Source organism: Fontibacillus phaseoli (assembly GCF_003337355.1).
GTDB classification, from domain to species: domain Bacteria; phylum Bacillota; class Bacilli; order Paenibacillales; family Paenibacillaceae; genus Fontibacillus; species Fontibacillus phaseoli.
This window is the reverse complement of the sequence record NZ_QPJW01000002.1, coordinates 340,121-362,017: the sequence shown is the minus strand read 5'-3', so window position 1 is coordinate 362,017 and position 21,897 is coordinate 340,121. Positions and strand designations below refer to the sequence as shown.

16 protein-coding genes and 1 tRNA gene are annotated in these 21,897 nt (G+C 48.6%); 12 read left to right on the top strand and 5 right to left on the bottom strand.

Annotated elements, in window-relative coordinates:
• Positions 1 to 73 precede the first annotated feature (73 nt).
• Together DFP94_RS09045 and DFP94_RS09040 are read left to right on the top strand one after the other, a co-directional pair.
• Positions 74 to 829: a HesA/MoeB/ThiF family protein gene (locus tag DFP94_RS09045; protein ID WP_114496130.1), complete on the top strand. Its 756-nt coding sequence runs from the start codon at positions 74 to 76 to the stop codon at positions 827 to 829.
• On the top strand, positions 826 to 1,971 hold the full coding sequence (locus DFP94_RS09040) for a homocitrate synthase/isopropylmalate synthase family protein (protein ID WP_114496129.1): 1,146 nt from the start codon (positions 826 to 828) through the stop codon (positions 1,969 to 1,971). Before DFP94_RS09045 ends, DFP94_RS09040 begins: the two co-directional genes overlap by 4 nt.
• 119 nt (positions 1,972 to 2,090) lie before the next feature.
• Here the strand turns inward: DFP94_RS09040 and DFP94_RS09035 are convergent, their stop codons facing one another.
• Genes DFP94_RS09035 through DFP94_RS09025 form a run of 3 tightly spaced genes read right to left on the bottom strand, consistent with a single transcriptional unit; the run spans position 2,091 to position 4,689 of the window.
• Positions 2,091 to 2,801 carry a DUF4097 family beta strand repeat-containing protein gene (locus DFP94_RS09035; protein WP_114496128.1) on the bottom strand — a complete coding sequence of 237 codons (711 nt, stop codon included), beginning with the start codon at positions 2,799 to 2,801 and terminating at the stop codon, positions 2,091 to 2,093.
• A gap of 42 nt (positions 2,802 to 2,843) precedes the next feature.
• On the bottom strand, positions 2,844 to 3,779 hold the full coding sequence (locus tag DFP94_RS09030) for an ABC transporter permease (protein ID WP_114496127.1): 936 nt from the start codon (positions 3,777 to 3,779) through the stop codon (positions 2,844 to 2,846).
• Positions 3,760 to 4,689: an ABC transporter ATP-binding protein gene (locus tag DFP94_RS09025; RefSeq protein WP_114496126.1), complete on the bottom strand. Its 930-nt coding sequence runs from the start codon at positions 4,687 to 4,689 to the stop codon at positions 3,760 to 3,762. Before DFP94_RS09025 ends, DFP94_RS09030 begins: the two co-directional genes overlap by 20 nt.
• Positions 4,690 to 4,885: 196 nt before the next feature.
• On the opposite strand from DFP94_RS09025, the gene DFP94_RS09020 reads away from it, so the two are divergent.
• Entirely contained in the window at positions 4,886 to 6,694 is a 1,809-nt protein-coding gene (locus DFP94_RS09020; RefSeq protein WP_114496125.1) for a helix-turn-helix transcriptional regulator, read from the top strand.
• A 240-nt stretch (positions 6,695 to 6,934) separates the two neighbouring features.
• Entirely contained in the window at positions 6,935 to 8,863 is a 1,929-nt protein-coding gene (locus DFP94_RS09015; protein ID WP_114496124.1) for a serine hydrolase domain-containing protein, read from the top strand.
• A gap of 129 nt (positions 8,864 to 8,992) precedes the next feature.
• Here DFP94_RS09015 and DFP94_RS09010 read toward each other — a convergent pair whose 3' ends face one another.
• Positions 8,993 to 9,937 (bottom strand): alpha/beta fold hydrolase, encoded by a 945-nt coding sequence (locus DFP94_RS09010; RefSeq protein ID WP_425459245.1) that lies wholly within the window; start codon positions 9,935 to 9,937, stop codon positions 8,993 to 8,995.
• 187 nt (positions 9,938 to 10,124) lie between these two features.
• On the opposite strand from DFP94_RS09010, the gene DFP94_RS09005 reads away from it, so the two are divergent.
• From DFP94_RS09005 to DFP94_RS08995, 3 genes are all read left to right on the top strand, one after another.
• On the top strand, positions 10,125 to 10,721 hold the full coding sequence (locus tag DFP94_RS09005; protein ID WP_114496122.1) for a TetR/AcrR family transcriptional regulator: 597 nt from the start codon (positions 10,125 to 10,127) through the stop codon (positions 10,719 to 10,721).
• Between the two features lie 111 nt (positions 10,722 to 10,832).
• Positions 10,833 to 10,917: transfer RNA gene (locus DFP94_RS09000), tRNA-Leu, on the top strand.
• 434 nt (positions 10,918 to 11,351) lie between these two features.
• A complete protein-coding gene (locus tag DFP94_RS08995) occupies positions 11,352 to 12,326 on the top strand; it encodes a sugar kinase (protein WP_114496121.1) in 975 nt (324 codons plus the stop codon).
• Here the strand turns inward: DFP94_RS08995 and DFP94_RS26400 are convergent.
• Positions 12,238 to 12,519, bottom strand: coding sequence for a DeoR family transcriptional regulator (locus DFP94_RS26400; RefSeq protein ID WP_114496370.1), 282 nt, complete (start codon positions 12,517 to 12,519; stop codon positions 12,238 to 12,240). The two genes, DFP94_RS08995 and DFP94_RS26400, sit on opposite strands and share 89 nt — an antisense overlap.
• Positions 12,520 to 12,794: 275 nt before the next feature.
• Here DFP94_RS26400 and DFP94_RS08985 point away from each other — a divergent pair, with 275 nt between their 5' ends.
• The 5 genes from DFP94_RS08985 (at position 12,795) to DFP94_RS08965 (ending at position 21,832) form a co-directional block, all read left to right on the top strand.
• The gene (locus DFP94_RS08985; RefSeq protein ID WP_114496120.1) at positions 12,795 to 14,438 is read left to right on the top strand and encodes a hypothetical protein; all 1,644 of its coding nucleotides are present in this window, start codon (positions 12,795 to 12,797) and stop codon (positions 14,436 to 14,438) included.
• Between the two features lie 121 nt (positions 14,439 to 14,559).
• The gene (locus tag DFP94_RS08980) at positions 14,560 to 16,635 is read left to right on the top strand and encodes a glycoside hydrolase family 31 protein (protein WP_114496119.1); all 2,076 of its coding nucleotides are present in this window, start codon (positions 14,560 to 14,562) and stop codon (positions 16,633 to 16,635) included.
• 267 nt (positions 16,636 to 16,902) lie between these two features.
• Positions 16,903 to 18,495 carry a response regulator gene (locus DFP94_RS08975; protein WP_114496118.1) on the top strand — a complete coding sequence of 531 codons (1,593 nt, stop codon included), beginning with the start codon at positions 16,903 to 16,905 and terminating at the stop codon, positions 18,493 to 18,495.
• A 13-nt stretch (positions 18,496 to 18,508) separates the two neighbouring features.
• On the top strand, positions 18,509 to 20,290 hold the full coding sequence (locus tag DFP94_RS08970) for a sensor histidine kinase (RefSeq protein ID WP_245954643.1): 1,782 nt from the start codon (positions 18,509 to 18,511) through the stop codon (positions 20,288 to 20,290).
• 195 nt (positions 20,291 to 20,485) lie between these two features.
• Positions 20,486 to 21,832 carry an ABC transporter substrate-binding protein gene (locus DFP94_RS08965; RefSeq protein ID WP_114496117.1) on the top strand — a complete coding sequence of 449 codons (1,347 nt, stop codon included), beginning with the start codon at positions 20,486 to 20,488 and terminating at the stop codon, positions 21,830 to 21,832.
• The last annotated feature ends 65 nt before the right edge of the window (positions 21,833 to 21,897 follow it).

The following is a 21,897-nucleotide window of genomic DNA, read 5'->3' as shown; positions in this document are numbered from 1 at the left end:
ATGTTCAAAAAAGCCGGCATTTTTTGAAACAACCTCTAAAAAGAAAAAAGCGCCGAAGGAGGGTAGCATTGTCATGATCGGAGAGACAATAAAACATGCCGAAAAAGACCGGTTTGCCCGGCAACTTGGACTATTGGGGGAAGACGGCCAGCGCAAACTCGGGCAGGCGACGGTAATGATCGCCGGGATCGGCGGACTCGGAGGGACGTCAGCCGTTTACTTGGCCGCGGCCGGCGTCGGGAGATTGATTTTGGCGCATGAAGGCATCATCCAGCTCCCCGATCTGAACCGGCAAATTCTGATGGATAGTGCCCGGATCGGCGAACCGCGGATGGATACGGCAATGGAGCAGCTTAGGCGGATCAATCCGCATGTGGTGATTGAAGGTTATCCTATGAAGATCGAATACGGCGCAGCCAAACCGTGGGTGGAGGCGGCGGATATCGTGATCGATGCCCGGTATGACTTTCCGGAGCGTTACGAACTGAACCGATTATGCGTCGACTGCGGCAAGCCGATGGTAGAGGCGGCGATGTACGGATTTGAATTGTCGCTGACTACGATCGTGCCCGGGGAAACGCCGTGCCTGGCTTGCATTTATCCGAATGGTTCCCCGGAATGGGAGCCATTCGGTTTTCCCGTGCTAGGGGCCACTTCCGGAATTGCCGGCTGCCTGGCCGCCATGGAAGCGATAAAATGGATTACCGGCATCGATAAGCCGAGCCTCGGTGTGATGCACCGGATGAATACGCTGAATATGCAGAGCTTTCGATTCAATTTGAAACGAAGACCCGGGTGCGCTTGCTGCGGAAAGGAGAGGGAGACGTGAAAAAGCTGGCGATTTGCGATACGACGCTGCGCGATGGCGAACAATCCGCCGGCGTGTCATTTACGCTTCAGGAAAAATTGAGCATCCTCTCGCAATTGGCGAAATGCGGTGTGCATCAGGCCGAGGTGGGCATTCCCGCCATGGGAATAGAGGAGCAGCGGCATATCTCCGCCATCGCGGATTCCGGGCATCCCATACAACTGATGACCTGGAACCGCGCCCTGCCCGGAGACATCGATATGGCGCGGGAAACCGGGGTTTCCTGGTGCCATATTTCCATTCCGGTTTCCGCCATCCTGCTGCAGTCCAAGCTGGGCTGGTCCAAGGAACAGGCCTTGCTGCGGGTGCTGCAAGCTGCCGAATACGGCATGAACCGGAACATGACGATGTCGGTCGGGATGGAGGATGCTTCCCGGGGGGATCCGGTTTTTATGGTAAAGCTGATAAACCGGCTCCACAAGGAATTCGGGATTGTCCGGTTCCGGTACGCGGACACGGTCTCCTTGCATCATCCGGCAAGCATGAGCGACGGAATCTCATCGCTGATAGGAGCAATTCCGCAAGATATCGAGCTGGAAGTTCATTGCCATAATGATTTCGGCCTGGCTACGGCGAATACCTTATGCGGCATTGCCGCGGGCGCGGTGTGGGCAAGCACGACAGTGACGGGACTGGGCGAGCGCGCCGGAAACGCCCCGCTGGAGGAAGTCGTGATGGCGTGGCGCCACCTCTACGGCGGGGAGTGCGACGTGAAGCCTGTAGGCCTTCAAGCGCTGGGCGACACCGTGGCTCAGGCTGCCGGTCGCCGGCTGCCGGAGGCTAAGCCGATTCTGGGATCGATGGTATATTCTCATGAATCGGGTATCCATGTCGATGGCTTGGCCAAGTGCAGGGAAAGTTATCAAAGCTTTGATCCGCTTGAGCTGGGACGGGAGCACGTGATTGTCCTGGGAACTCATTCTGGCAGAAGCGCCATCCGGCATGTGCTGGCGAGAGAAGGGATCGTCGTCGATGTCCATACCTCCGAAAAGCTGCTGCGCAGGGTACACCGTCTGGCCCGGGAACAAAAACGGAATGTGAATCCGCAGGAACTGCTGGAATGGTGGGGACAATGGCGGGACGAGGAAATGATGCGCGCTTGACCGGGGGCGCGTATCTTCAGAGAGCAGATACGCGGCGAGGATAAAGCAGCACCTGGCATAACAACCCCCCCTGTTCAGAGCCGTTAAGCACATGTGAACAGGGGGATAAATCCGTAGAACTATTTCTTTTGATTGACGCTTCCTTTTATATTACTAACCTTGATATCGGCAGGGTTGGATCGTTTGATGGTTACGTCGCCATCTACACCGTCTAATTCGAGTTTGCCGTCGCTCACGTCAATGATCGCTGAACCGCCGATCCGTTCCGCGATGATTGTTCCGTTCACATTATTGATATACAGGTCGGCTGCTGCATTGAGAATATTTATGTTCCCGTCACGATTACTAATATGGACGTCGCTGCCAATATTTTTAACCTCGATATTGCCGTTAACATTTTCTATATTCAGGGCAGATGAAAGGTCGGAAATAACGATCGCCCCGTCCCGATGTGAGCGGATTTGAACCGAGAGAGCAGCAGGCATAACTACTTTTAAGTTCACCGTACCTTTTCCGCTGGCTAAAAACTGTCCTTGGAAAAGTGCCTTCAAATATGCTTCGCCATCACGTTCTTCCAGTTGCAGTTGAAGATGGTCCGGGTCGATATTTCCGGAATGGCTGATCTCGGCCGAGACCTTAATTGTTTCACTATTTGTATCCCCGATAATTTCAATATCGCCATTGCGATGGTCGACGATCAGCGATTCCAGCGCGGCCGTGTTCAAATTCAGTTCTTTACTTTCGATCTTCGCTTCCCCTGTCGAAGATTGACACGCGGAGAGCAACAAGAAGGCGGTGATCAAAGCCAAGGAATATTTAATATACTTCATAACAACCTCCAGATGGATGGATTATTTTTGACCGGGTTGTACCTAAACTACATCCCGCTTGACAAAAGCAGGGTAAGAGATCAAATGCATGACAATAAGATGGAGCAAAATAAACACAACCGAAAAGCCGAACGTGATGCCCGGGACGGAGGGATCGCCAAGAACATATTGCGAGAGATTCGTATGTGAAAATACGAAGTATTTCGTCCATCCCCAGCCGTTCATCGCGGTGGCAATGACAAACCCCGCTACCGTGACGAGCAAAGATATTACGATGGAGAAAGTTGAGCTTTTGAAGGCTGCGGATATCATAAAGGCTAAAGTAACGGTCAGCAGTAAAAACGGGATATGCAGCAAGTAAGATTGAAATAAGGCCAGAATAATTGTCGTTTGTTCAACGGTGCCGTTTTGCACAAAGAAGTACGAACTGCCCAAGCCTTGAAAACCGAGCACGACGCCTCCGAAAATAACGGAGATGATCGCCCCGATCAACAACAGTGCCAGTCCAAAAAGGATGGAGGCGATATATTTGGAAATGTAAATTTTGGTCCTGCTCGCCGATCGGGTCAGCAGTAACTTGATGGTACCGCCGATGAATTCCGCGGACACGATCTCTCCGGCGATGATTACGGCAATGAAGGAGATGGCGACGATCAGATTCCCCGCCTGATCTACGGCAAAGCTCCAGGTGTTTGTTGAAGGCGGAGAGTTCGTATCCAGATGATACTGGTTCAGGAGGATGCGTTTCTCTGCCTGTTTGATTTCAATGGGTAATGCGTCGGGTTCGGAAGCATCAAGTTTAAGAAAAGCTATCTCCTGTTCCAATTGACTGCGCCAGTCTTCCTCCACAATGGCACTTCCTGACGATTTCAAATTAATGATTTGAATAACGACGAACAGCATGACGACGCCGATTAGTATCCAGGTGCGCGTTCGTTTGTATATTTTCATATTTTCATTACGAATTAAATGAATCATTTTTGTTGTCCCCCTCTGTCATTTCCAAAAATGTATCCTCCAAAGTTGGTTTGAGCGTATTGACGCCATAGACTTGAATACCTGCCTCCATCAGTTTTTGAGTGAATTCCGGTATCTTGGATTTAGCTATTCGCAGAAGGACGTGGTTGTTGTCTCTCCCGATTTCTTGACCCACTGTTAAAGTTTGAAGAATTTGAACAGCCAGCTCAGGCCGGTCAACTTCAAATTGCACTTGAAGATCGCTTACTTGCTTCGCTCCCGCCAAATCGCGGATGCCGATTAATTTACCCTGTTGCAGAACGGCCACCCTGTCGCACATAAGCTCCATTTCCGACATGAGATGACTGGATATCATAATGCCTACTTCTTCATGACGGGCCAGGTGAATCAAATGCGCTCTCAGCTCGCGAATCCCTGCCGGATCAAGACCGTTTGTAGGTTCATCCAGCAGGAGCAGGGAGGGGCTGTGCACAAGGGCAACAGCCAAGCCCAAGCGCTGACGCATGCCCAGCGAGTAAGTACTTACCTTCTCGTGAATGCTGTGCTCCAGACCGACCAAAGCGATAATGTCTTTGATTCGTTGTTCCGAGATTCCTTTGCTCATTCTTGAAAAATGAATCAGGTTGTCGTATCCCGATAAGTACTTGTATAAATCGGGATTCTCGACAATGACGCCGATGTTGCTCATCGCTTTTTCATAATCCTTTTGCGGATCTACTCCATTAATGACGATTGTTCCAGCCGTCTTGCTCATCAGACCGACGATCATGCGGATGGTCGTTGTTTTTCCGGCCCCGTTCGGACCCAGCAAGCCGAGAATTTCCCCTTTGTTCAGGTTCAGACTGACATCGTCAACAATAGTTTTTTTACCGATTTTTTTGGTAAGATGATCGATTTGTAATACTGGCACTCTGACACACTCCCTTTGTTTTCCAGAATGTAATCGGCTATAATTGATTGTTAATCGCACATTACATGGGTATATCCTACTGATCGGACTGTCATATTGACCAGTTACAAACCGTCACCACTTGCTATGACATCAACCTGCGGAGTTCCGGGACCGTGATGATAGGGTTATTCGACCATGACAGGGGAATAGATATATGTTTGGAAGTTTTCAATTGAATAAAAAATGGTCCTGGCAAGATTGGACTATGCTGTGCATTCACGGATTGTGGGTTACTGCGGTTTTGTTATTTATGTATCAAGATCAGCCTGACTTTCCGCTGGGCTTCATATTGCCCGTACTGTTGGCAAGCCATTTGCTGCCGTTTGCCTTGGTGCATTTCAGGTACCCGTATTATTTGGCGGCCGAACTTGCAGTAGCTGGGGGAGTTTCGATTGCGTTAGCCTATCAGTTTGGCTTACTTCGCTTGTTCCTGCCTGTTCTGCTTTTGCTGGGATTTTACAGCCGGGGAAAAGCACATGCAGCAGTCATACCTCTTGCCGTGGGCGTTTTTGTGCTGAGCGCCATGGCTCCCGGCAGCCCGCTCCCGTTAGAGCGTCCTTTCTGGGGACAAAGCGTCGCGGACGCGCTGGTGCTTTATGGAATCGGTTATGCCCTGCAAAAAGGAGCGGGTGCCATTAACCGCATCAGCAACAAACTTCTCATTGTGAAAGAACAATACGCGATTTTGGAGCAGTATTCTTCCCAAATCGAGAGAATGACGCTGCTGGAAGAACGCTTTCGTTTGGCCAGGGAATTGCATGACACGATAGGGCACAGTTATACTTCAATGATTTTGGGCATGGAGACGTTGCATTCCCATATTTCTTCCCGGGAGGGGGAAGAAAAGCTTGCGGGGCTGTTAAGCTTGGCCAGAAGCGGACTGGACGATATTCGTCGTCAAGTGCACCGGATGGATCCGCTGGAGGATTCGCAACCGTTGGATCAAGCCTTGATGCATATGCTTGAAGAATTCAAAACAAGTACGGGGGTTCAGGGGTATTTCCGGACGATGGGAACCCCTTATCCCGTGATGAAGCAGGCGAAGCTTGTCCTATATCGTTGCCTTCAGGAATCCATGACCAATGCCAGTCGTCACGGTCAAGCGAGCCGGATCGAGGTAACGCTTCAATACGATGCTTCGTATTTAATGCTGCAGATTCAAGATAACGGTTCTGGAAGTTCGCAAATTCAATTTGGTTTCGGCCTGACTGCGATGAGTGACCGACTGTCCGCGTTGCAAGGAAGTCTTTACGTTCATTCGCACGAGGAACAGGGTACGCTCGTAACCTGCACGATTCCCAATCGGAGTAACGAGGGGACCGAGCAAATCAGGGTTCTTATCGTAGATGATCAGTTGCTGGTTCGTGAAAGCCTGAGATTGCTGCTTGGCGAAGAAAAGGATATGCGGGTGACCGTTGCCGGAGACGGGAAGCAGGCGGTGGAATCCTGCGAGCGGGAGTTGCCGGATCTCATTCTTATGGATATCCATATGGCTGAAATGGACGGCCTCAAAGCTACGAAGAAAGTGAAGGAAGCCTGGCCGAATGTTCGGGTAATCATGATGACTACGCTGGATGAAGTGGATTATGCCGCCGAGTCGCTGCGCCTGGGAGCGGAGGGTTACCTGTTGAAATCGATTCATCCGAAGGAACTTGCGGCTACGATAAGGCTGGTCTATAGCGGGGGTACGATGATTTCACCGCATGTCGCACAGCAGCTTTTTCAACAAACCGAGGAAAGCGCGATTAATTTATACGGATTAACCGAAAGAGAACTTGATATCCTTCAGTGTTTGACGGAGGGACAAAGAAACAAAGCAATTTCCGAAAAACTGCATTTATCCGAGGGCACTATCCGTAATTATATTTCGTCGATTTATTTGAAACTGCAAGTGAGCGATCGGGACTCAGCCATAGCGAAGGCCAAAAATGAAAAGCTGTGTGTAAATTCAAACAGTAGATAATTCGGCATCCGTATTCTCCGAAGTTGAACAAAGAAACAGACCAAAGCTCTTAAGATGCGAACTCTCGCTTCTTAAGAGCTTTTTATATGCAGACTTAAGGAAGGATTAAGGATTAGCTAAAGAAAAAATTAAGATTTATTCATTAAGGTAGAAGTGTACCGGATACTAACTATGCAGCTTGTCGACAAGGAATGTTCGTGTTCGTGTAATTATTGCACTGAAAACAAGAAGGAGAACAATATGAATACAAGAATAAGAAACCCTATCTTTGCGTTTCTGATAAGTATAATGCTCTTCATCGTCTTTTCGGTTCCCGCTTATGCGGCGGATACAACGAATATCGGGAAAACACCTTCGGGGATTCCGTACGATCGGCTGGAGCAGGAGATTGACGGCTATGTAAACTCCCATATAGGGAAATCAACCCCTGGTGCAGCGATTGTGGTAACGAAAGGTGACAAGGTTATTTTCTCCAAAGGCTACGGGTACGCCAATATCGAGAAAAAAACGGCCGTCGATCCCGCCAGTACCGTGTTCGCCTATGGCTCTATCAATAAAGCGTTCGTCTGGACGTCCGTGATGCAGTTGGTGGAAGCGGGTAAGATGGAGCTTGATCAGGATATCAGAGCTTTTTTTCCTGAGGAGTTTGCGAAGAAGCTGCGTTATGATAAGTCGATTACGATGTTGGATATTATGAGCCATACCGCCGGCTATGAGCAGCATCCGCTCAGTACATTTGTTCCGTCGGCGGAGAGCCTGACTTCGTTGGAAGAGACGTTGTCGTCTTCCCAGCCGGAACAAATTTATGAACCGGGCAAAGTCATCGCTTATTCCAATTATGCCACCGCCTTGGCCGGTCTGGCGGTCGAGAAGGTCAGCGGGGAATCATTCGCCGACTATGAGATGAACCATATTCTGCGTCCGCTGGGAATGAACCGCAGTTCCGGCCACCCTACGCTGGGTGATCACCCGGATTTGCGGGAAGCGGAGGCAACAGGTTACGCAGTGAAGCAGGAAGGCGGCTTTGAAGAGAGAGCACGCTATTATGTTCCGTTGCATCCTGCGGGAGCGATGGAAGGAACGGCGGAAGATCTGGCCCGATTCGTGATGGCGCTGAACGACCCGGACAGTCCGTTGTTCACCCGGCCGGAAACCCTGCGGAGTATGCTTTCCCGGAGCTATACGCCGAACGGGGAGATTCTGTCCAATGCACACGGATTCTGGGAATACCGGGCCGAGCCTCATGTCGTGGGACACAGCGGGAATGTGAAGGGGTTTTCCGGCAATTTTGCCGTCGTCCCCGATGAACGGCTTGGCATTGTTGTTTTGACGAACATGGAGATCGAGCAGAAACTTACCTCCGGGATCATCGATCTGCTGGTCCAGGACAAGACGAAGGCGCCTGAAATTAAGGTCCCTGCGGCCGATTTGTCGCCATCCGGCCGATTAGCCGGCTATTATGTACAATCGGGCGGTACCTACACCACTTACCACGAACTCATCAATTATCTGGGGTTAATTAAGGTGGAGGCCAAGGGCGAGCACGATCTCACTCTGAGCGTGATGGGCTTATCGGGAGATTTGAAACAGATAAGTCCGAATGTTTATAAATTCGACAAGTCCGATGATCCAAGATTTGAAAGATTGGCACCGATCCTGTACGCGGAAATTTCGGATGGCCAAGTCGTACGCTTAAGCAAAGGGATTGCAACGGACATATTGCCGGTCAAGGGAAGTCGCTCGATCCCGGCACTGATGTGTTATCTGGTATTGGCCGCAATCGCTGTTATATTTTTTATGCTTGCCCCGCTTGTGATCTTGATTCGATGGCTGTTACGGAAAAGAAAAGGAAGTCCCCCCACGCTTGCAACCCATCGGTTGCTGACGGCCACTATCGTGTGCGGGACCCTTCTGACAATCAATATCCTGTATTTACTGATAAACGCCTTGATCAACGAAAACGTGACGGTAGGCCAGATGAACTTTGGCGTCACGTTGAACTGGGTACTGACTATACTCGCCGGTACGCTGATGGTGCTCTCTTTTGTTAAAGGTAAACATCAGACCGAGTTCAAACGGATAAAAAGGACCCGGATCGGGGTGGCAGTGCTGTTCTCCGGCTTTACACTGCTGCTGGCCAATTGGCACTTCTTTCATTTCATTCCGTAAGTTCTGCCTATCCCTACTCAGCGGCGTCGTACACAATGGAAACGGATTAAGCTCTTAAGATGCGAACTTTCGCTTCTTAAGAGCTATTTTATGCAGACAGCCAATAACGCCAATAAGCTGCTCCTCGATTTATTTCAACAAACTGCGTATCGTTTCCACCACTAACTCCGGCTGATCATGAATCACCATATGGCCGCTTTTCTCCGCAACAATAAGGCGGCTGTCCGTGGAAATCTCCAGCATCTTTCGCTGGCCGGCCTGCCAGATGGACTCCAGCTTCCGGCCCCCCTCCTCCGAAATACCGGCTTGAGCGTAATCCTGCGCCATACCCCGGGCGATAACACGCACGGGCAAGGACCCCAAGCGCTGCCCGCGGATGGCGTCTTCCGTCGTCTCCGCCAAATTTCCTTCTTCTTCTTTTGCCTCAAAAAAGCTGTCTTTGGCAATCACATTGACAAACCGCTCCCGGTCCTCTTCAGCTACTTGCCCCTTCAACAGTTCGTCTTTAAAAAGGCGCAAAAGCCCCGAATGCTTGATCAGCTTCAGGGTTGAGGCCGAGGGGTTACCCGCAAATTTCTCTTGCTTTAAAATTTCCGCGGTATCACGCGCATCATCCTCGGGTCTCGCATCAATAAGAACCAACCCGACAACTTCATCCCGGTAGGTTTCGGCAAAGAGCCGGGCATACATGCCCCCCAAAGAGTGGCCGACCAAAAGATAGGGACCGCGAATTCCTTCTTTCTCCAGCGCGGCATGAAGCTCGTGAACGATATTCTCGCCGGTGCGTTCCGAATTAGCCGATTCGCTCCATGCATATCCAGCGCGGTCGTAACTCACGACCGTTGCGAATTCGGCCAGCTCATCAGGAATTTGACGCCAGGATAGGCTGGTTTCGCCGCTTCCCGCTTCGAGCAAGATGGTAGGGGAGCCGGTGCCGGCTTTGACAAGATGAAGACTATAGCCGCCTGCATCCACCAATTTGCCCGGAGGGGGATAATCCCGGTGAGATTGTTTCGAGGCGATGGCTTCATAGGCGAATCCGGACCCGATCGCCAGGAGGAGAAGGGCGGCCATTAACAGCACCCCCCGTTTCAGCTTTTTCCAATGTGATGTTTTTTTGTGTTTTACTTTCACCGTGTCCATTCGTCTGGTTCCTCTCTGAAATTCATTTTTTTATTTTAGCACATTATTTTAGTACAATGTACTATAAAAATTATTTTAGCACGTTGTATTAAAAAATAAAAGCAAGTATAATAAAGACATGCCAAAAATCGTTGATCATGACAAACAAAGGCGTATCGTTGCCGAAGCGGCTTTGAGAGTAATCCGGCAATCGGGGTTGGAGCGGGCTACTGTCCGCAGGATTGCTGAGGAAGCGGGGCTGTCCGTCGGCTCTATGCGTCATTATTTTTCTACGCAGGAGGAACTGTTCTCGTTTTGCATGAGTCTGTTCGTGGAACGGGTTGAGGAGAGACTGGAAAATTTTCAATGCGAAGGGCCTCTTTTGCATGATTTGAAGGAATTGCTGCTGCAGTTTTTACCCGTGGATCAAGAGAGAACACTGGAAATGGAGGTTTGGTTTTCGTTTAGCGCTAAGACCCTGGTCTATCCGGAATTAAGGAAGCTTAGCGCCAGCGTGCAAGACGGATTGCATAAAGCGTCGCGGTTCGTGCTGGACGAGCTTGCTGCGAGCAAGCTGGCCAAGCCCGGTCTGGACGTGGAGCTGGAGACGGAGAAATTGTATGCGCTAATCGACGGATTGGCTGTGCACGGGATATTGCAGCGTGACCGGCTGGCGCCGGAAAGGGTTGAAGTCATCGTAGAGCAGCATCTTCGGACATTATGCGCGGATGTCTAATCCGATCTCATGCAGGATGTGCCTTAGGTTTAAAAAAGGTTGACTCTCTTTGCTCGGCGTGATATTTTATATCTTGTCGCTTCGGAAAAACTTTCCGCAAGAAGACGCCAAGCGGTCGTGGCGGAATTGGCAGACGCGCACGGTTCAGGTCCGTGTGGGCTAACCCCCCGTGGAGGTTCGAGTCCTCTCGACCGCATCAATTTAACAATGAACGAGCTCTTGAGTTTCCTTTTGCGGAGATTCAGGAGCTTTTTCTTTTGTAGGGCTTAACCGCTTCCTATACGATCCAGAAATAAAATCTGGACGTCGCTCTGTTCTCTATCGACAAGGTCGATTACATTGCAAGGACCGTAAGACTACGGACGAAAGGCAAAAATCCTTCCATTGTCATCGGTATCGCTGATTTATGGATCTATATACTATTAAGATCACAGAAGTTGGTATTATCCCTTTTAGGTAGAAAAAGTAACAGCCGATTTAATAGCAATTACAAACGCAGCATTGACGTGTAGTTATTAAATTTTAGCTATAAAATATAAAACTTCTTTTGGTAAAACATGAGATATTAAAGATAGTTTGTAATTGCAATAGAAATTGCAAAGTTATTAAGAAAAGGTGGAGAAATGATTAATGAGTGTTTCAGCTAGGAACCTACAGGCATCGCCAGAGATTGTCACGTTTGGTGAAAGCATGGCTCTGCTTATCGCCGATGGCGGGAGAGGTTTAGAGTATGCCTCCAATTTGTCTCCCTCATTTGGTGGAGCGGAGTCCAATGTAGCGATCGGACTTGCCCGTTTGGGGCATGCTTCCGGATGGTGCGGGAGGCTTGGAGATGATCCTTTTGGTCATCGCATCTTGAAAGCAATAAGAGGAGAAGGCGTAGACACATCACGTACCCGACTTACGGATGAAGCACCTACCGGTTTAATGATTCGTGAAAATGTTGCCGGAAGAAGTTCGGTTCATTATTATCGTAAGCTGTCCGCAGCCAGTTTCATGTGTCCTGAGCATCTGGATGAAGCTTATATTGCTGGAGCCAAGATATTACATATAACCGGCATTACTCCGGCACTTAGCCCATCCTGCATCGATACTGCTACTGCTGCGGTAGACATAGCCAAACGAAACGGTGTAAAGGTCAGTTTTGATCCTAATTTGCGTTTAAAGCTATGGAGTGTGGAAGAAGCGCGTAAGGTACTTTTGCCCTTAGCAATGAAAGCGAATTATTTTCTGCCAGGGCTTGATGAATTGAATCTGTTGTATGAAACTGATTCGATGGAGACTATTAAGGGAAAACTCCTGGAACTTGATGCCGTGAGCATCATAAAGGGCGGAGACAACTGTACTTATATTTTGGAAAACGGTAAGCTGACATCTATTCCCTATTTCAAAGTAGAGCAAGTGATTGATTCCGTAGGAGCGGGAGATGGTTTTTGTGCTGGTTTTCTGGCTGGCGTGATCCGAGGCTATAGTATGGAGGAATCAGTTCGTTTAGGCAACCTGATCGGCTCTCAGGTTATTCAATCGGTTGGCGATTGGGAAGGTCTTCCCGTTGCGGCAGAAATCGAACGATTACTGGCGGGGAAAGGATATGTGGAGCGGTAGTGTTCGGTCGAAGGCTATCTGAATGGGGGTTTTCGAACTGGTCACCTTTAGCCAGTGCCGCTCCGCTATGCACACGGACTCGCAGCCCTTGCTTTTTCAAGAGGACGAGATCCTCCCGGATCATTTTTCTAGTCACCCGTAAATTTTCGCTTAATTCTGCTCCGTCGCTTCCTTGTTCTTCAACAGCCCCCATAATTATCTCGTACCGCCGAGTATGGATCAATGTATTACTATACTTTTTCATCAGGTTTTTCCCGTTACAATAACGCCACGGCGTCTTTGTCAAAATAGGCTTTGTTTGTCCAAGGCCGTATCCCGGATAACGAATAATTCCGAGCGCTTACCCCGCTGTGTGTCGAAATACTTGCCTTCATTTGGATAAGAGGCATAACAATGGTTCATTAAAAAAGCCACTCCGAGTGGAACGTTGGGCCGGAACAAACTTTGGAACAGAAAGGAGAATTTTTTATGAGTACTTATCGAAACAGAATGCACGAGATCGTAAGGATTGTGGCGCGGAAGGCTTGGGAACAGCCTGTTCTGTCCAGCGGCTTATGGTTTCACGGGGATATTCGCGATAACTTTTATTATGCTTCGTATTTGTTCGCAGCCTCCGTTGATCCCGCGGAAGATCCGACGTTTGACAGACAGGAAGGTAAGAAATTGGCTGAGCAGATCCTGTTTCGAGTGCTGCGGCTTCAGGATACCCGGATAGACAGCATAACGTATGGTCATTGGCCGCTTAGCCTAGAGACAGAGTCGGCGCAACCTCATGTGCTGCCTGTGGAGCTGATGGGTAGTCTAATGGTTTTTTTCCTTCAAACCTATGAACAGCATATGAGTAAAGAGCTTGCGGAACTTTTTGACGGAGCGCTTGAAAATGTTTACCAGGGCGGGTTTTATAAGCAGCCGCTGAGGCACTACGGGCATCACGAAGCAAAATTTACCGCTGCAAAGCTGATCTTCGGGCAACGCTTTCGAGACGATGAATTGTTGGCTGAAGGAAGGAGCTGTCTGAGGCAAACCTTGGAGCATATCCGTCGCGAGGGGATGGCCGAGTATGGAAGCTTGCCTTGGTTTTGGCATTGGATTCAGGCATTTACCTGTGCATGGACGCTTTTGGAGGAGCCGGCTGTGAAGTCCGAGCTTTCCGAAATGCTGGATCATTTGTGGAATGTCAGGGCGCTGTATTATTTGAAGGGAGCCTGGATTGGAGCACATTCCCGGGGATGGTCGCACGATGCACCCAAGGATGGAAATGTGCTACATGATTATGTTCAGTTTGGTGATTTTGGGTTGCCGGAAGATATGCCCCGCATAGAGTACGCCGGCTTTCTGTTCTATGAAGCTCCAAAGTCCGCTCGCCGCTTGGCGATGGAGCATGTTCATCCGGCCGAAATCAGCAGGGCGTTCATGAAGGAAGTTGATGGTGTAAATCGGAAGCTGCATTCCTATGTTTATGTAAACAATCGGTTTGCCGCAGGTGGTTTATGGGAAAGGGTAAAGGAGTTTGATAACGAGCAGCTTCGATGGTTGTTCAGCCTGCCGGTTCGTCTCGGCGGTAAAGGGAATCAACTGTACTTTTTCCATCCCGGCGAGGGCTATAATGCAACTGGAAGCGATCCGCGGCATCAAAGTGAATGGACGGCCGTACTGTATCGAAAAAATGTGATCATGGCGTTGTATCCGCTTCCGGATGATGCATCGGATGAAGTGATTGGCGTGCTTCCGGAGGGGGAATGGACTCTTTCGGACCATGCTATTTTCGGCAGGGTGGAAGAGACTTACTTTGCCGTTTATTTGACAAGTCCTTACGAGATTCGGCAGCGAAGCGGATATTATCTGGTGGAGTGCAAGGGACACCGTACTGGCGTCGTTGTGGAAGCGATCGGCTCTTTGGATGCAAAACAGCGTGGAATGTCCACACTAGAAGATTTTGTGCATAAGATGTCAGCCTGTAAGTCTCGATTTTTTGTGGACGACGACCATCGTATGGAATATACCTCTTTTTTAGAAAAGGAATTGTTAACCTTAAGTGTTAAAAAACCTGGCAATCCGGGCGAAGCCAGAGCAAACGGGGATATCATAGCTTTTGATCATTATGTGTTTTAGCAGCGCGACTTTTCGCTGATCGACAAAGAAACGGCGGCATATAAGGAGTAGTATAGTTGCTGCCGGTTTTGTAACAGAACAGTTGGGATAATGAATTTTATCATAGGAATGGGGTAAAAACATGGAGAGGGTAGCAAACGGCATATGGAAATTAAGATGGGGAGAACCGGAGAAGCATACACCGACGGCGCTCCGTGAATTCGATATTTTGCATGAAGCGTTGGAGCTTTTGCCATGTAAAGGAGAATCACCCATCGACCCAAACGATATCAACATAACCACAACGAAAAGGGGCTTGCAGATTGAGCTGCCGCTACAAGAGGGTGAACAGGTTTACGGCTTTGGCCTGCAACTGCACCGGGTAAATCACACGGGACGAAAGAAGATGATACGCGTCAACAGCGACCCGGTTGCAGATACGGGGGATAGCCATGCGCCGACGCCTTTTTATGTCACTACTTCGGGTTACGGAGTATTTGTGGATACGTCCCGTTATGCAACCTTCTACTGCGGCACAAATTTGCGGAAAGGGGATTCCGCATCCAAAAAAAATGAACGAAAGACCGTGGGCACCTCCGAGATTGAACTGTATGGATACCAAACGGCGGAGGGAAATCGGACTGTGCTCGTCGATGTGCCGAGCGCTGCAGGAATTGATATGTATCTGTTTGAGGGGCCAGAACTTCTTTCGGCAGTACAGCGCTATGTGCTGTTCTCAGGCGGCGGATGTCTCCCGCCGATGTGGGGGCTAGGCATGTGGTACAGGGCATATAGCGCAGCGCAGAAGGAGGATGTCATGCGTCTTGCCGACGGTTTTCGCAAGGATCGGATGCCCGTAGACGTGTTCGGCTTCGAGCCGGGTTGGCAAACCCGGGCGTACAGTTGCTCTTTTCTATGGGACGAGGAGCGTTTCCCAAATAATCAGGCAATGCTTGAGCAATTGTACGGAATGAATTACCGCGTGAACTTGTGGGAACATTTATTTGTCCACCCGACCTCGCCGATGTACGAGCAACTTTTGGATTTCTCCGGCGATTACGAGGTATGGGAGGGATTAGTGCCGGATTTGTCCATTGAGAAGGCAAGAAAAGTTTTCGCGGAGCATCATCTGGATACGTTCGTGAGCCGGGGGATATCCGGCTTTAAGCTCGACGAGTGCGACAGCTCGGACTATGTGCATTCCAATTGGTCATTTCCTGATGCGGCTGTCTTTCCATCTGGCATGGACGGAGAGCAGATGCACAACCAACTCGGCACGCTGTATCAGTCGACTTTGCTTGATCCTTTCGAGGCGTCGGGCAGAAGAACCTATTCCCAGGTTCGGTCCTCCGGGGCGCTGGCCAGTCCGTACCCATTTGTGCTTTATAGCGATTTGTACGATCATAAGGACTTTATCCGCGGTGTTGTTAATGCCGGTTTTTCAGGATTGCTGTGGACGCCTGAGGTAAGGCAGGCCAGTTCGATTGAGGATTTGATCCGGCGCATTCAGACTGTTGTATTCTCTCCAATGGCCTTACTTAACTGCTGGCAGATTCCAAATCCGCCGTGGCTTCAAGTCGAAGGTGAGAAGAACAAGGCCGGGGAGTTCATGGAGGATTATAAGTGGGTACAAGAAACATGCCGGGAGTTGTTCGAACTGCGAATGAGTCTCGTACCTTACTTATATACGGCTTTTGCACGTTATATGAAAGAAGGCGTTCCTCCGTTTCGGGCACTGGTGATGGATTATCCGGATGACGAGCATACTTATAACATTGATGATGCTTATATGATGGGGGATTCCATACTTGTCGCGCCGTTAGTAACAGGAACACGGGAGCGCGAGGTTTACCTTCCACACGGGGATTGGCGCGATTTCTGGACGCATGAACGGTATAAGGGAGGGCGTGCATACACGTTTTCACCAGACCTCAAGCATCTTCCCGTTTTTGTCAAGGACAATACTCTTCTTCCCCTGGCGAAGCCATTGCAATATATTGCCGATGACGCTGAGTTTGAACTGACAGTCAGGGTATACGGCAGTTCCCCTGCGGATTTCCAGCTCTATGAAGATGACGGTTTCAGCTTACAGCATCGGCAAGGGAATTACAATTGGATTTGCCTCAGCAGCAGAACAGACGGAGAAGGCCTTGCCACGCGGAGGGGTAATTTTGCTGGGAGTAAATACACGATCTCGTCTTGGGAGGCGCTCGGGTAATTTGTCATCTGCGGGATTACTGTAATATAAGTAGAAATAAGGCTGCCCGCTTACGTCAAGCTTGACTACGGGCAGCCTACTACTTTATCCAGGTGTATTTACTCTGTCGGAATCCAAAATTAAAAAAGTACACACTTGTCTTAAAAAACTTGCGTTAACCTGTGGAGGTCAATGTTCCAGTAAAGTCGGCTGAGCAGTATAATGAGAGTACCTCGTAAAAATTCTGTATAACTCGTGGTTGTGGCCGTAAGTTAGGGGGAGAGAAACATGCAAATAAGAGTATTGTTGGCGGATGACGAACCGGTGATATTACGAGGTTTAAAAAAGTTGATTTCTTGGGAGGCGCTCGGATTTAGCATCGTAGGAGAGGCTAATGATGGAAACGAGCTGAGACAGTTTATACATGATTGCCGCCCGGATCTGATTATTAGTGATATCAGTATGCCTGGCTGCAGCGGACTCGATGTAATCAGAGAGCTTCATGAACAAGGCCGCCAGATTAAGGTTGTGTTCATCAGCGCTTATCAGGAATTCGCCTATGCTCGTCAAGCTATTCAATACGGAGCCCTTGATTATCTGGTCAAACCGGTGAGCAAAAAGCATTTGGAGGATGTGGTGAGCAAGGCCGCTTCGTTAATCCGTCAGGAGAACGAAGGGGAAAGGGTAAAGGAAATGCTAACCCACTACGAACGTAAAAACAGGACCGTTACGATCGAGGAACTGCTGGACGGACTGATGGACGGGGACAAACGGGCAGCCGGCCAACTGATTGACATGGGGGCCATTGCGCTAAGCACATATACTGGCGTTATTTTGCTGGAAACGGACGAAGAGATAGGCGGAGATTCACGATGGGAGGAGCGGGAACGAAAACTGGTTCACTTTGCTCTGAACAATGTTATGAAAGAAACGCTAGACAACCGGGATAATTGCCTGATGTTTCATAAAGACGGAAGATTCGGAATTCTGATTCAGTATGAGCAGTCTGGCGAACCGCTAAAGCTGGCTCAAGATCTTTATGGAAAAATAAACATGTTTCTTAAGCTGAAGGTATCTGTAGGCATCGGCGTAGCTGTATCCGGCATCGAAGCGACCGATGAATCTTACCGTTCGGCTTTGGAAGCGCTTAAAACGAAATATTTTACCGGATTGAACCGGATTGTTCAAGCTGGTATAGAAGATGCATCCTCTGTTCGTGAAATTTATAGCATTTCGGAACTACAGGGAGAGATTGTTAAGGCACTTTCTTCTCAAAACAAGGAGCAGCTTATACAAACGACCGGTCAACTACTGGAGGTCATAAAGCAAACAGCTGGGAGCAGCAGGTATTTGGCCATTACAAACCTGTACAATACGATTTTGCTACTGGAGCAGGAAATGGAAAATATCGGAGTGCATATCGGTTTTTTTCGCGATGGTCAAGGTTCCCTGCTGGAAAGATTGTCGAGCCATGCTACCTTTGCGAGTCTGGTGGACGAGTTCACGTCTATCGTACATCAAGCTTTTGATCTGATTGCACATAAGCTGGCGAACAAAGAGATCACCCAACTGCGCCAGATCAAAGTGTACATGGAGGAGCATTATGCCGAGAACATCACGCTGGAGTCCATGGCTGCCATGATTTACATGAATCCATATTATTTAAGTAGTTTTTTCAAAAAGCATACCGGGAAAAATTTTAAACAGTATTTGACGGAGGAACGGATGAAGCATGCTCTCCGTTTGCTGTTGGAAACTGACCTGATGATTTATGAAATCGCGGAACGTGTCGGGTACAACAACGCCCGGCATTTCAGCGACATGTTTAAAAAAATATACGGTAAGCTACCCCAGGAGTATCGGCAATCGGGTGTGGAATAGGAGGTTTAAACTAATGATACACCTCAGGGGAAAAAAATTTACGAGCATATTCGTCAAGTTTGCGGCTTCATTCATTTTGGTGGGGCTCATACCCCTATTTGCCCTCAGCCTATTTTCGATCAATGCTTTTACCGGATACGTGGAGCGGTATACGACAGCCAATTTGCAGCAAATGGTTCTGTATATGAGCTACAATCTGAATTCGGCTTTCGACCAATATAACGAAATGTCCAAAATTATGTATACTGGCAGATACGAGGGTTTTGTGGAGAGTTCCAGCCTGAATCAGACTTACAATGTCAATGAGCTGGAGCAAATCAACAACATTCCGATCGACTCGTTTCTGAAAACCGTGCTGTACAGCGATCCATATATCAGTAGCGTTTTTTTTGTGCGGGAAAGCGACGATAAGATATATTTCCAGGATAAGGGGAATCGTGGGTTGGATTCGAGCTTGCTGCCGTATCGGGATTGGCGCAGGCAAATGAACGTTAATCCCTCCAAGGTCGCCATTTTCCCCACCCATCCTACCGATTATTACGGGGACTACAAGGGGAACGTTTTTACCGTCGGGCGCAATCTGATTGATATTTCCGGTAAGGTGACTGTCAATCCGAAAGTCGTAGGCACTTTATTTATTGATGTAGATGTTTCTTTGTTCAATAAGTTCTTCAAGGAGCTGAATTTAGGGGATAAAGACGAGCTCTATCTGCTGGATGGAGAGGGCCAGTTTTATTTCAGCAGCAGGGAGTTGTCCGATCAGGATAAAGAGAAAATTGCGGGGCAATCTGAAAAAGGAATGATGATGATTTCGGAGCCGATTCCGTTTTTGGATGGTATGCTAACGGCACGGATTCATCGCGCCTCGCTTTTTCAGCAATTGTTCTCGGTCCGGGTAACTATTTTGATCGCTATAGGTCTATCTTCCATTGCGCTCATCATAATGGGCACATGGTTCTCGAGGCGCTTGTCCGCTCCGATCCTAAAGCTGATGAAGCAAATGGCCAAGGTCGAATCAGGAAACCTTGATACGCAGGTGGAGGTACGCAGCAACGACGAGCTTGGCAGACTTAGCCACAGCTTCAATCGGATGATCGACCGCTTGAAAGAGTACATCGACGAGGCATACATTGCGCAAATTAAACAGAAGCAGACGGAATTGAACGCTTTGAAAAGTCAGATTCGCCCCCATTTTTTGTACAACACCCTTGAGGTAATTCGGATGAACGCCGTAGATAAAGACGATCATGAGGTTGCTGATATGATTCTTTCTTTGTCGAACCAGCTCAAATACGTCATCGATTACGGCGAGGAAAAAGTAGGCATTGGCAGAGAACTTGACAATGTCAAAGATTACTTTTACATCATATCGGTTCGTTATGACCAGCGCTTCGAATACGTCTCTGATATTGCTCCGGAAGTAGATATGAACTGGCAAATATTAAAGCTATCGCTACAACCTATCGTCGAGAATGCTATCCAGCATGGATTAAAGCGAAAAGGTAGAGGCACGGTCGGAATTACCGTTGAAAAACGCGGCCTTGATCTTGTAGTTACGGTTTATGACGATGGCGTCGGAATGAGCGCCGACACGCTTGCGCGTTTGAATCTCGTGCTGAATGATGCAGAAGCCCCCGGCAAAAACGTCGGGCTCAAAAACGTGCATGAACGGATCAAGTCAATATTTGGTGAGCCATACGGTATTGTGATTAACAGTCGCGAGCATATCGGCACGTCGATTGTTCTCACCTTTCCTATTTTGGAGGAGTCTGCACCGGAACGAACGGAAGTATGACTTTCCGTTCGTTTTTTTAATTCGCTTGTCGCGGCTATTTTTTACTTAAATCTGTCTCATGTGGAACTTAAAAAAGTTCATTCAGTTCGAATGATCCAAATGCTATGCTTGAAACCAGGAAACGCTTTCAGTCGATGATGCGCACATCGTTTATTTGTTTCCAGTTTGAAATGAAAAAGGGAGGTTACCTGAAAGATGATTAGAAAAACATGGATGAAACTATCTGTACTGGCATTGGCGGTGTCTATAACGCTTACCGCTTGTGGCGGAGGCAATTCCGGCGGAAATACTGCGGATAAATCGGGATCGGGCAAAAACGGTGGTGCGGTTCAAGAGGAAACGAAAAAAGAGGTCAGCTTTTCGATCGGCTACGCCTCGGGCGACCCTGCCGGAAAAAAAGCAATTTCCGACGTCATTACGAAATTTATGGAAGAAAATCCGAATATAAAAATCAAGGATTTGAGCGAAACGACTTCTTCCGCGTACCTGGATTGGTTGAAAACAAAGGATGCGGTAGGCGAATTTCCGGATCTGGTAGAAATGCGGGATACTGAATTATTTGCCAATGCGGGAAAAATCGTAGAACTGCCAACCGATTTGCAGGACTTGTTTAGCACGCTTCCCGAAGTGGATGGCAAGGTCTATAACGCGCCCCTCACGATGACTTCTCCTTGGGGAATTATTTATAGCAAAAAAGCATACGAAGAGGCAGGAGTTGCCGAGCTTCCTAAAAGCTGGGACGAATTTATCGGAATTCAGGAAAAGTTGAAAGGCAACGGAATTTCGCCGCTCGTAGTCGGAGGCAAAGATATTTTTCATATGGGTTTCTGGGTCAACAAGTTCCTCATCGATCAGGTTTACGTGAAGGACCCGGATTGGAACTCCAAGCGCACGGCAAAAGAAGTGAGCTTCACCGATCCTAATGTGGTTCAGGCTGTAACTGATTACAAAGAATTGTTCCAAAACTATGTCGATAAGGGCTGGCTGAGCACCGGCGATAATCAAACGGCTTCCTTCCTGGTAACCGGAAAAGCGGCTCAGTTATATTCCGGACCATGGATGTTCACACAAATCGCCGAAGCGGATCCGAATTTTGAATTTGGCTTCTATGTTGTCCCCGACCGGGAAGGCAAAGTGAACGTGGTTGGGTTGCCAACTGCAGGTGGGTGGTCCCTCTCGACTGAAGCTTCCAAAGACCCGGACAAAACGGAAGCGATCAAGGAATTTATCCGCTTCTTCTACAAGGCAGAAAACTATGCAAAATATTTGGAAACAACAAACGGTATTCCTTCAACCAAGGAAAATATTAAATATAATGCAACCGAACAAATGCAAACAGTGCTTGACATTATGGCTGATCCAAATGTGACCAAATCGCTGGCAATCAACAACTGGTGGGGCAAAAACTTGATTCCGCCTCAATTCCGCAACTGGTATTACAAGCAGCTTCAGGAGCTCGTTGTAAAAAATGGGGATGTGCTTGAGTATATGAAGCAAGCGGATAAGGAGTATGACAATCAAGTTAAAGCCAACTCAATGTAACTAAGCAGCACCAAACGGGGGAACCTCCGGCTTGCCGGGGGCTCCTCGTGGTGAAAGAAGGAGTG

Coding starts and splice junctions, on each gene's coding strand:
- DFP94_RS09045 (WP_114496130.1), top strand. CDS start 74: ATGATCGGAGAGACAATAAAACATGCCGAAAAAGACCGGTTTGCCCGG.
- DFP94_RS09035 (WP_114496128.1), bottom strand. CDS start 2,801: ATGAAGTATATTAAATATTCCTTGGCTTTGATCACCGCCTTCTTGTTG.
- DFP94_RS09030 (WP_114496127.1), bottom strand. CDS start 3,779: ATGATTCATTTAATTCGTAATGAAAATATGAAAATATACAAACGAACG.
- DFP94_RS09020 (WP_114496125.1), top strand. CDS start 4,886: ATGTTTGGAAGTTTTCAATTGAATAAAAAATGGTCCTGGCAAGATTGG.
- DFP94_RS09015 (WP_114496124.1), top strand. CDS start 6,935: ATGAATACAAGAATAAGAAACCCTATCTTTGCGTTTCTGATAAGTATA.
- DFP94_RS09010 (WP_425459245.1), bottom strand. CDS start 9,937: ATGGCCGCCCTTCTCCTCCTGGCGATCGGGTCCGGATTCGCCTATGAA.
- DFP94_RS09005 (WP_114496122.1), top strand. CDS start 10,125: ATGCCAAAAATCGTTGATCATGACAAACAAAGGCGTATCGTTGCCGAA.
- DFP94_RS08995 (WP_114496121.1), top strand. CDS start 11,352: ATGAGTGTTTCAGCTAGGAACCTACAGGCATCGCCAGAGATTGTCACG.
- DFP94_RS26400 (WP_114496370.1), bottom strand. CDS start 12,519: ATGGGGGCTGTTGAAGAACAAGGAAGCGACGGAGCAGAATTAAGCGAA.
- DFP94_RS08985 (WP_114496120.1), top strand. CDS start 12,795: ATGAGTACTTATCGAAACAGAATGCACGAGATCGTAAGGATTGTGGCG.
- DFP94_RS08980 (WP_114496119.1), top strand. CDS start 14,560: ATGGAGAGGGTAGCAAACGGCATATGGAAATTAAGATGGGGAGAACCG.
- DFP94_RS08975 (WP_114496118.1), top strand. CDS start 16,903: ATGCAAATAAGAGTATTGTTGGCGGATGACGAACCGGTGATATTACGA.
- DFP94_RS08970 (WP_245954643.1), top strand. CDS start 18,509: ATGATACACCTCAGGGGAAAAAAATTTACGAGCATATTCGTCAAGTTT.
- DFP94_RS08965 (WP_114496117.1), top strand. CDS start 20,486: ATGATTAGAAAAACATGGATGAAACTATCTGTACTGGCATTGGCGGTG.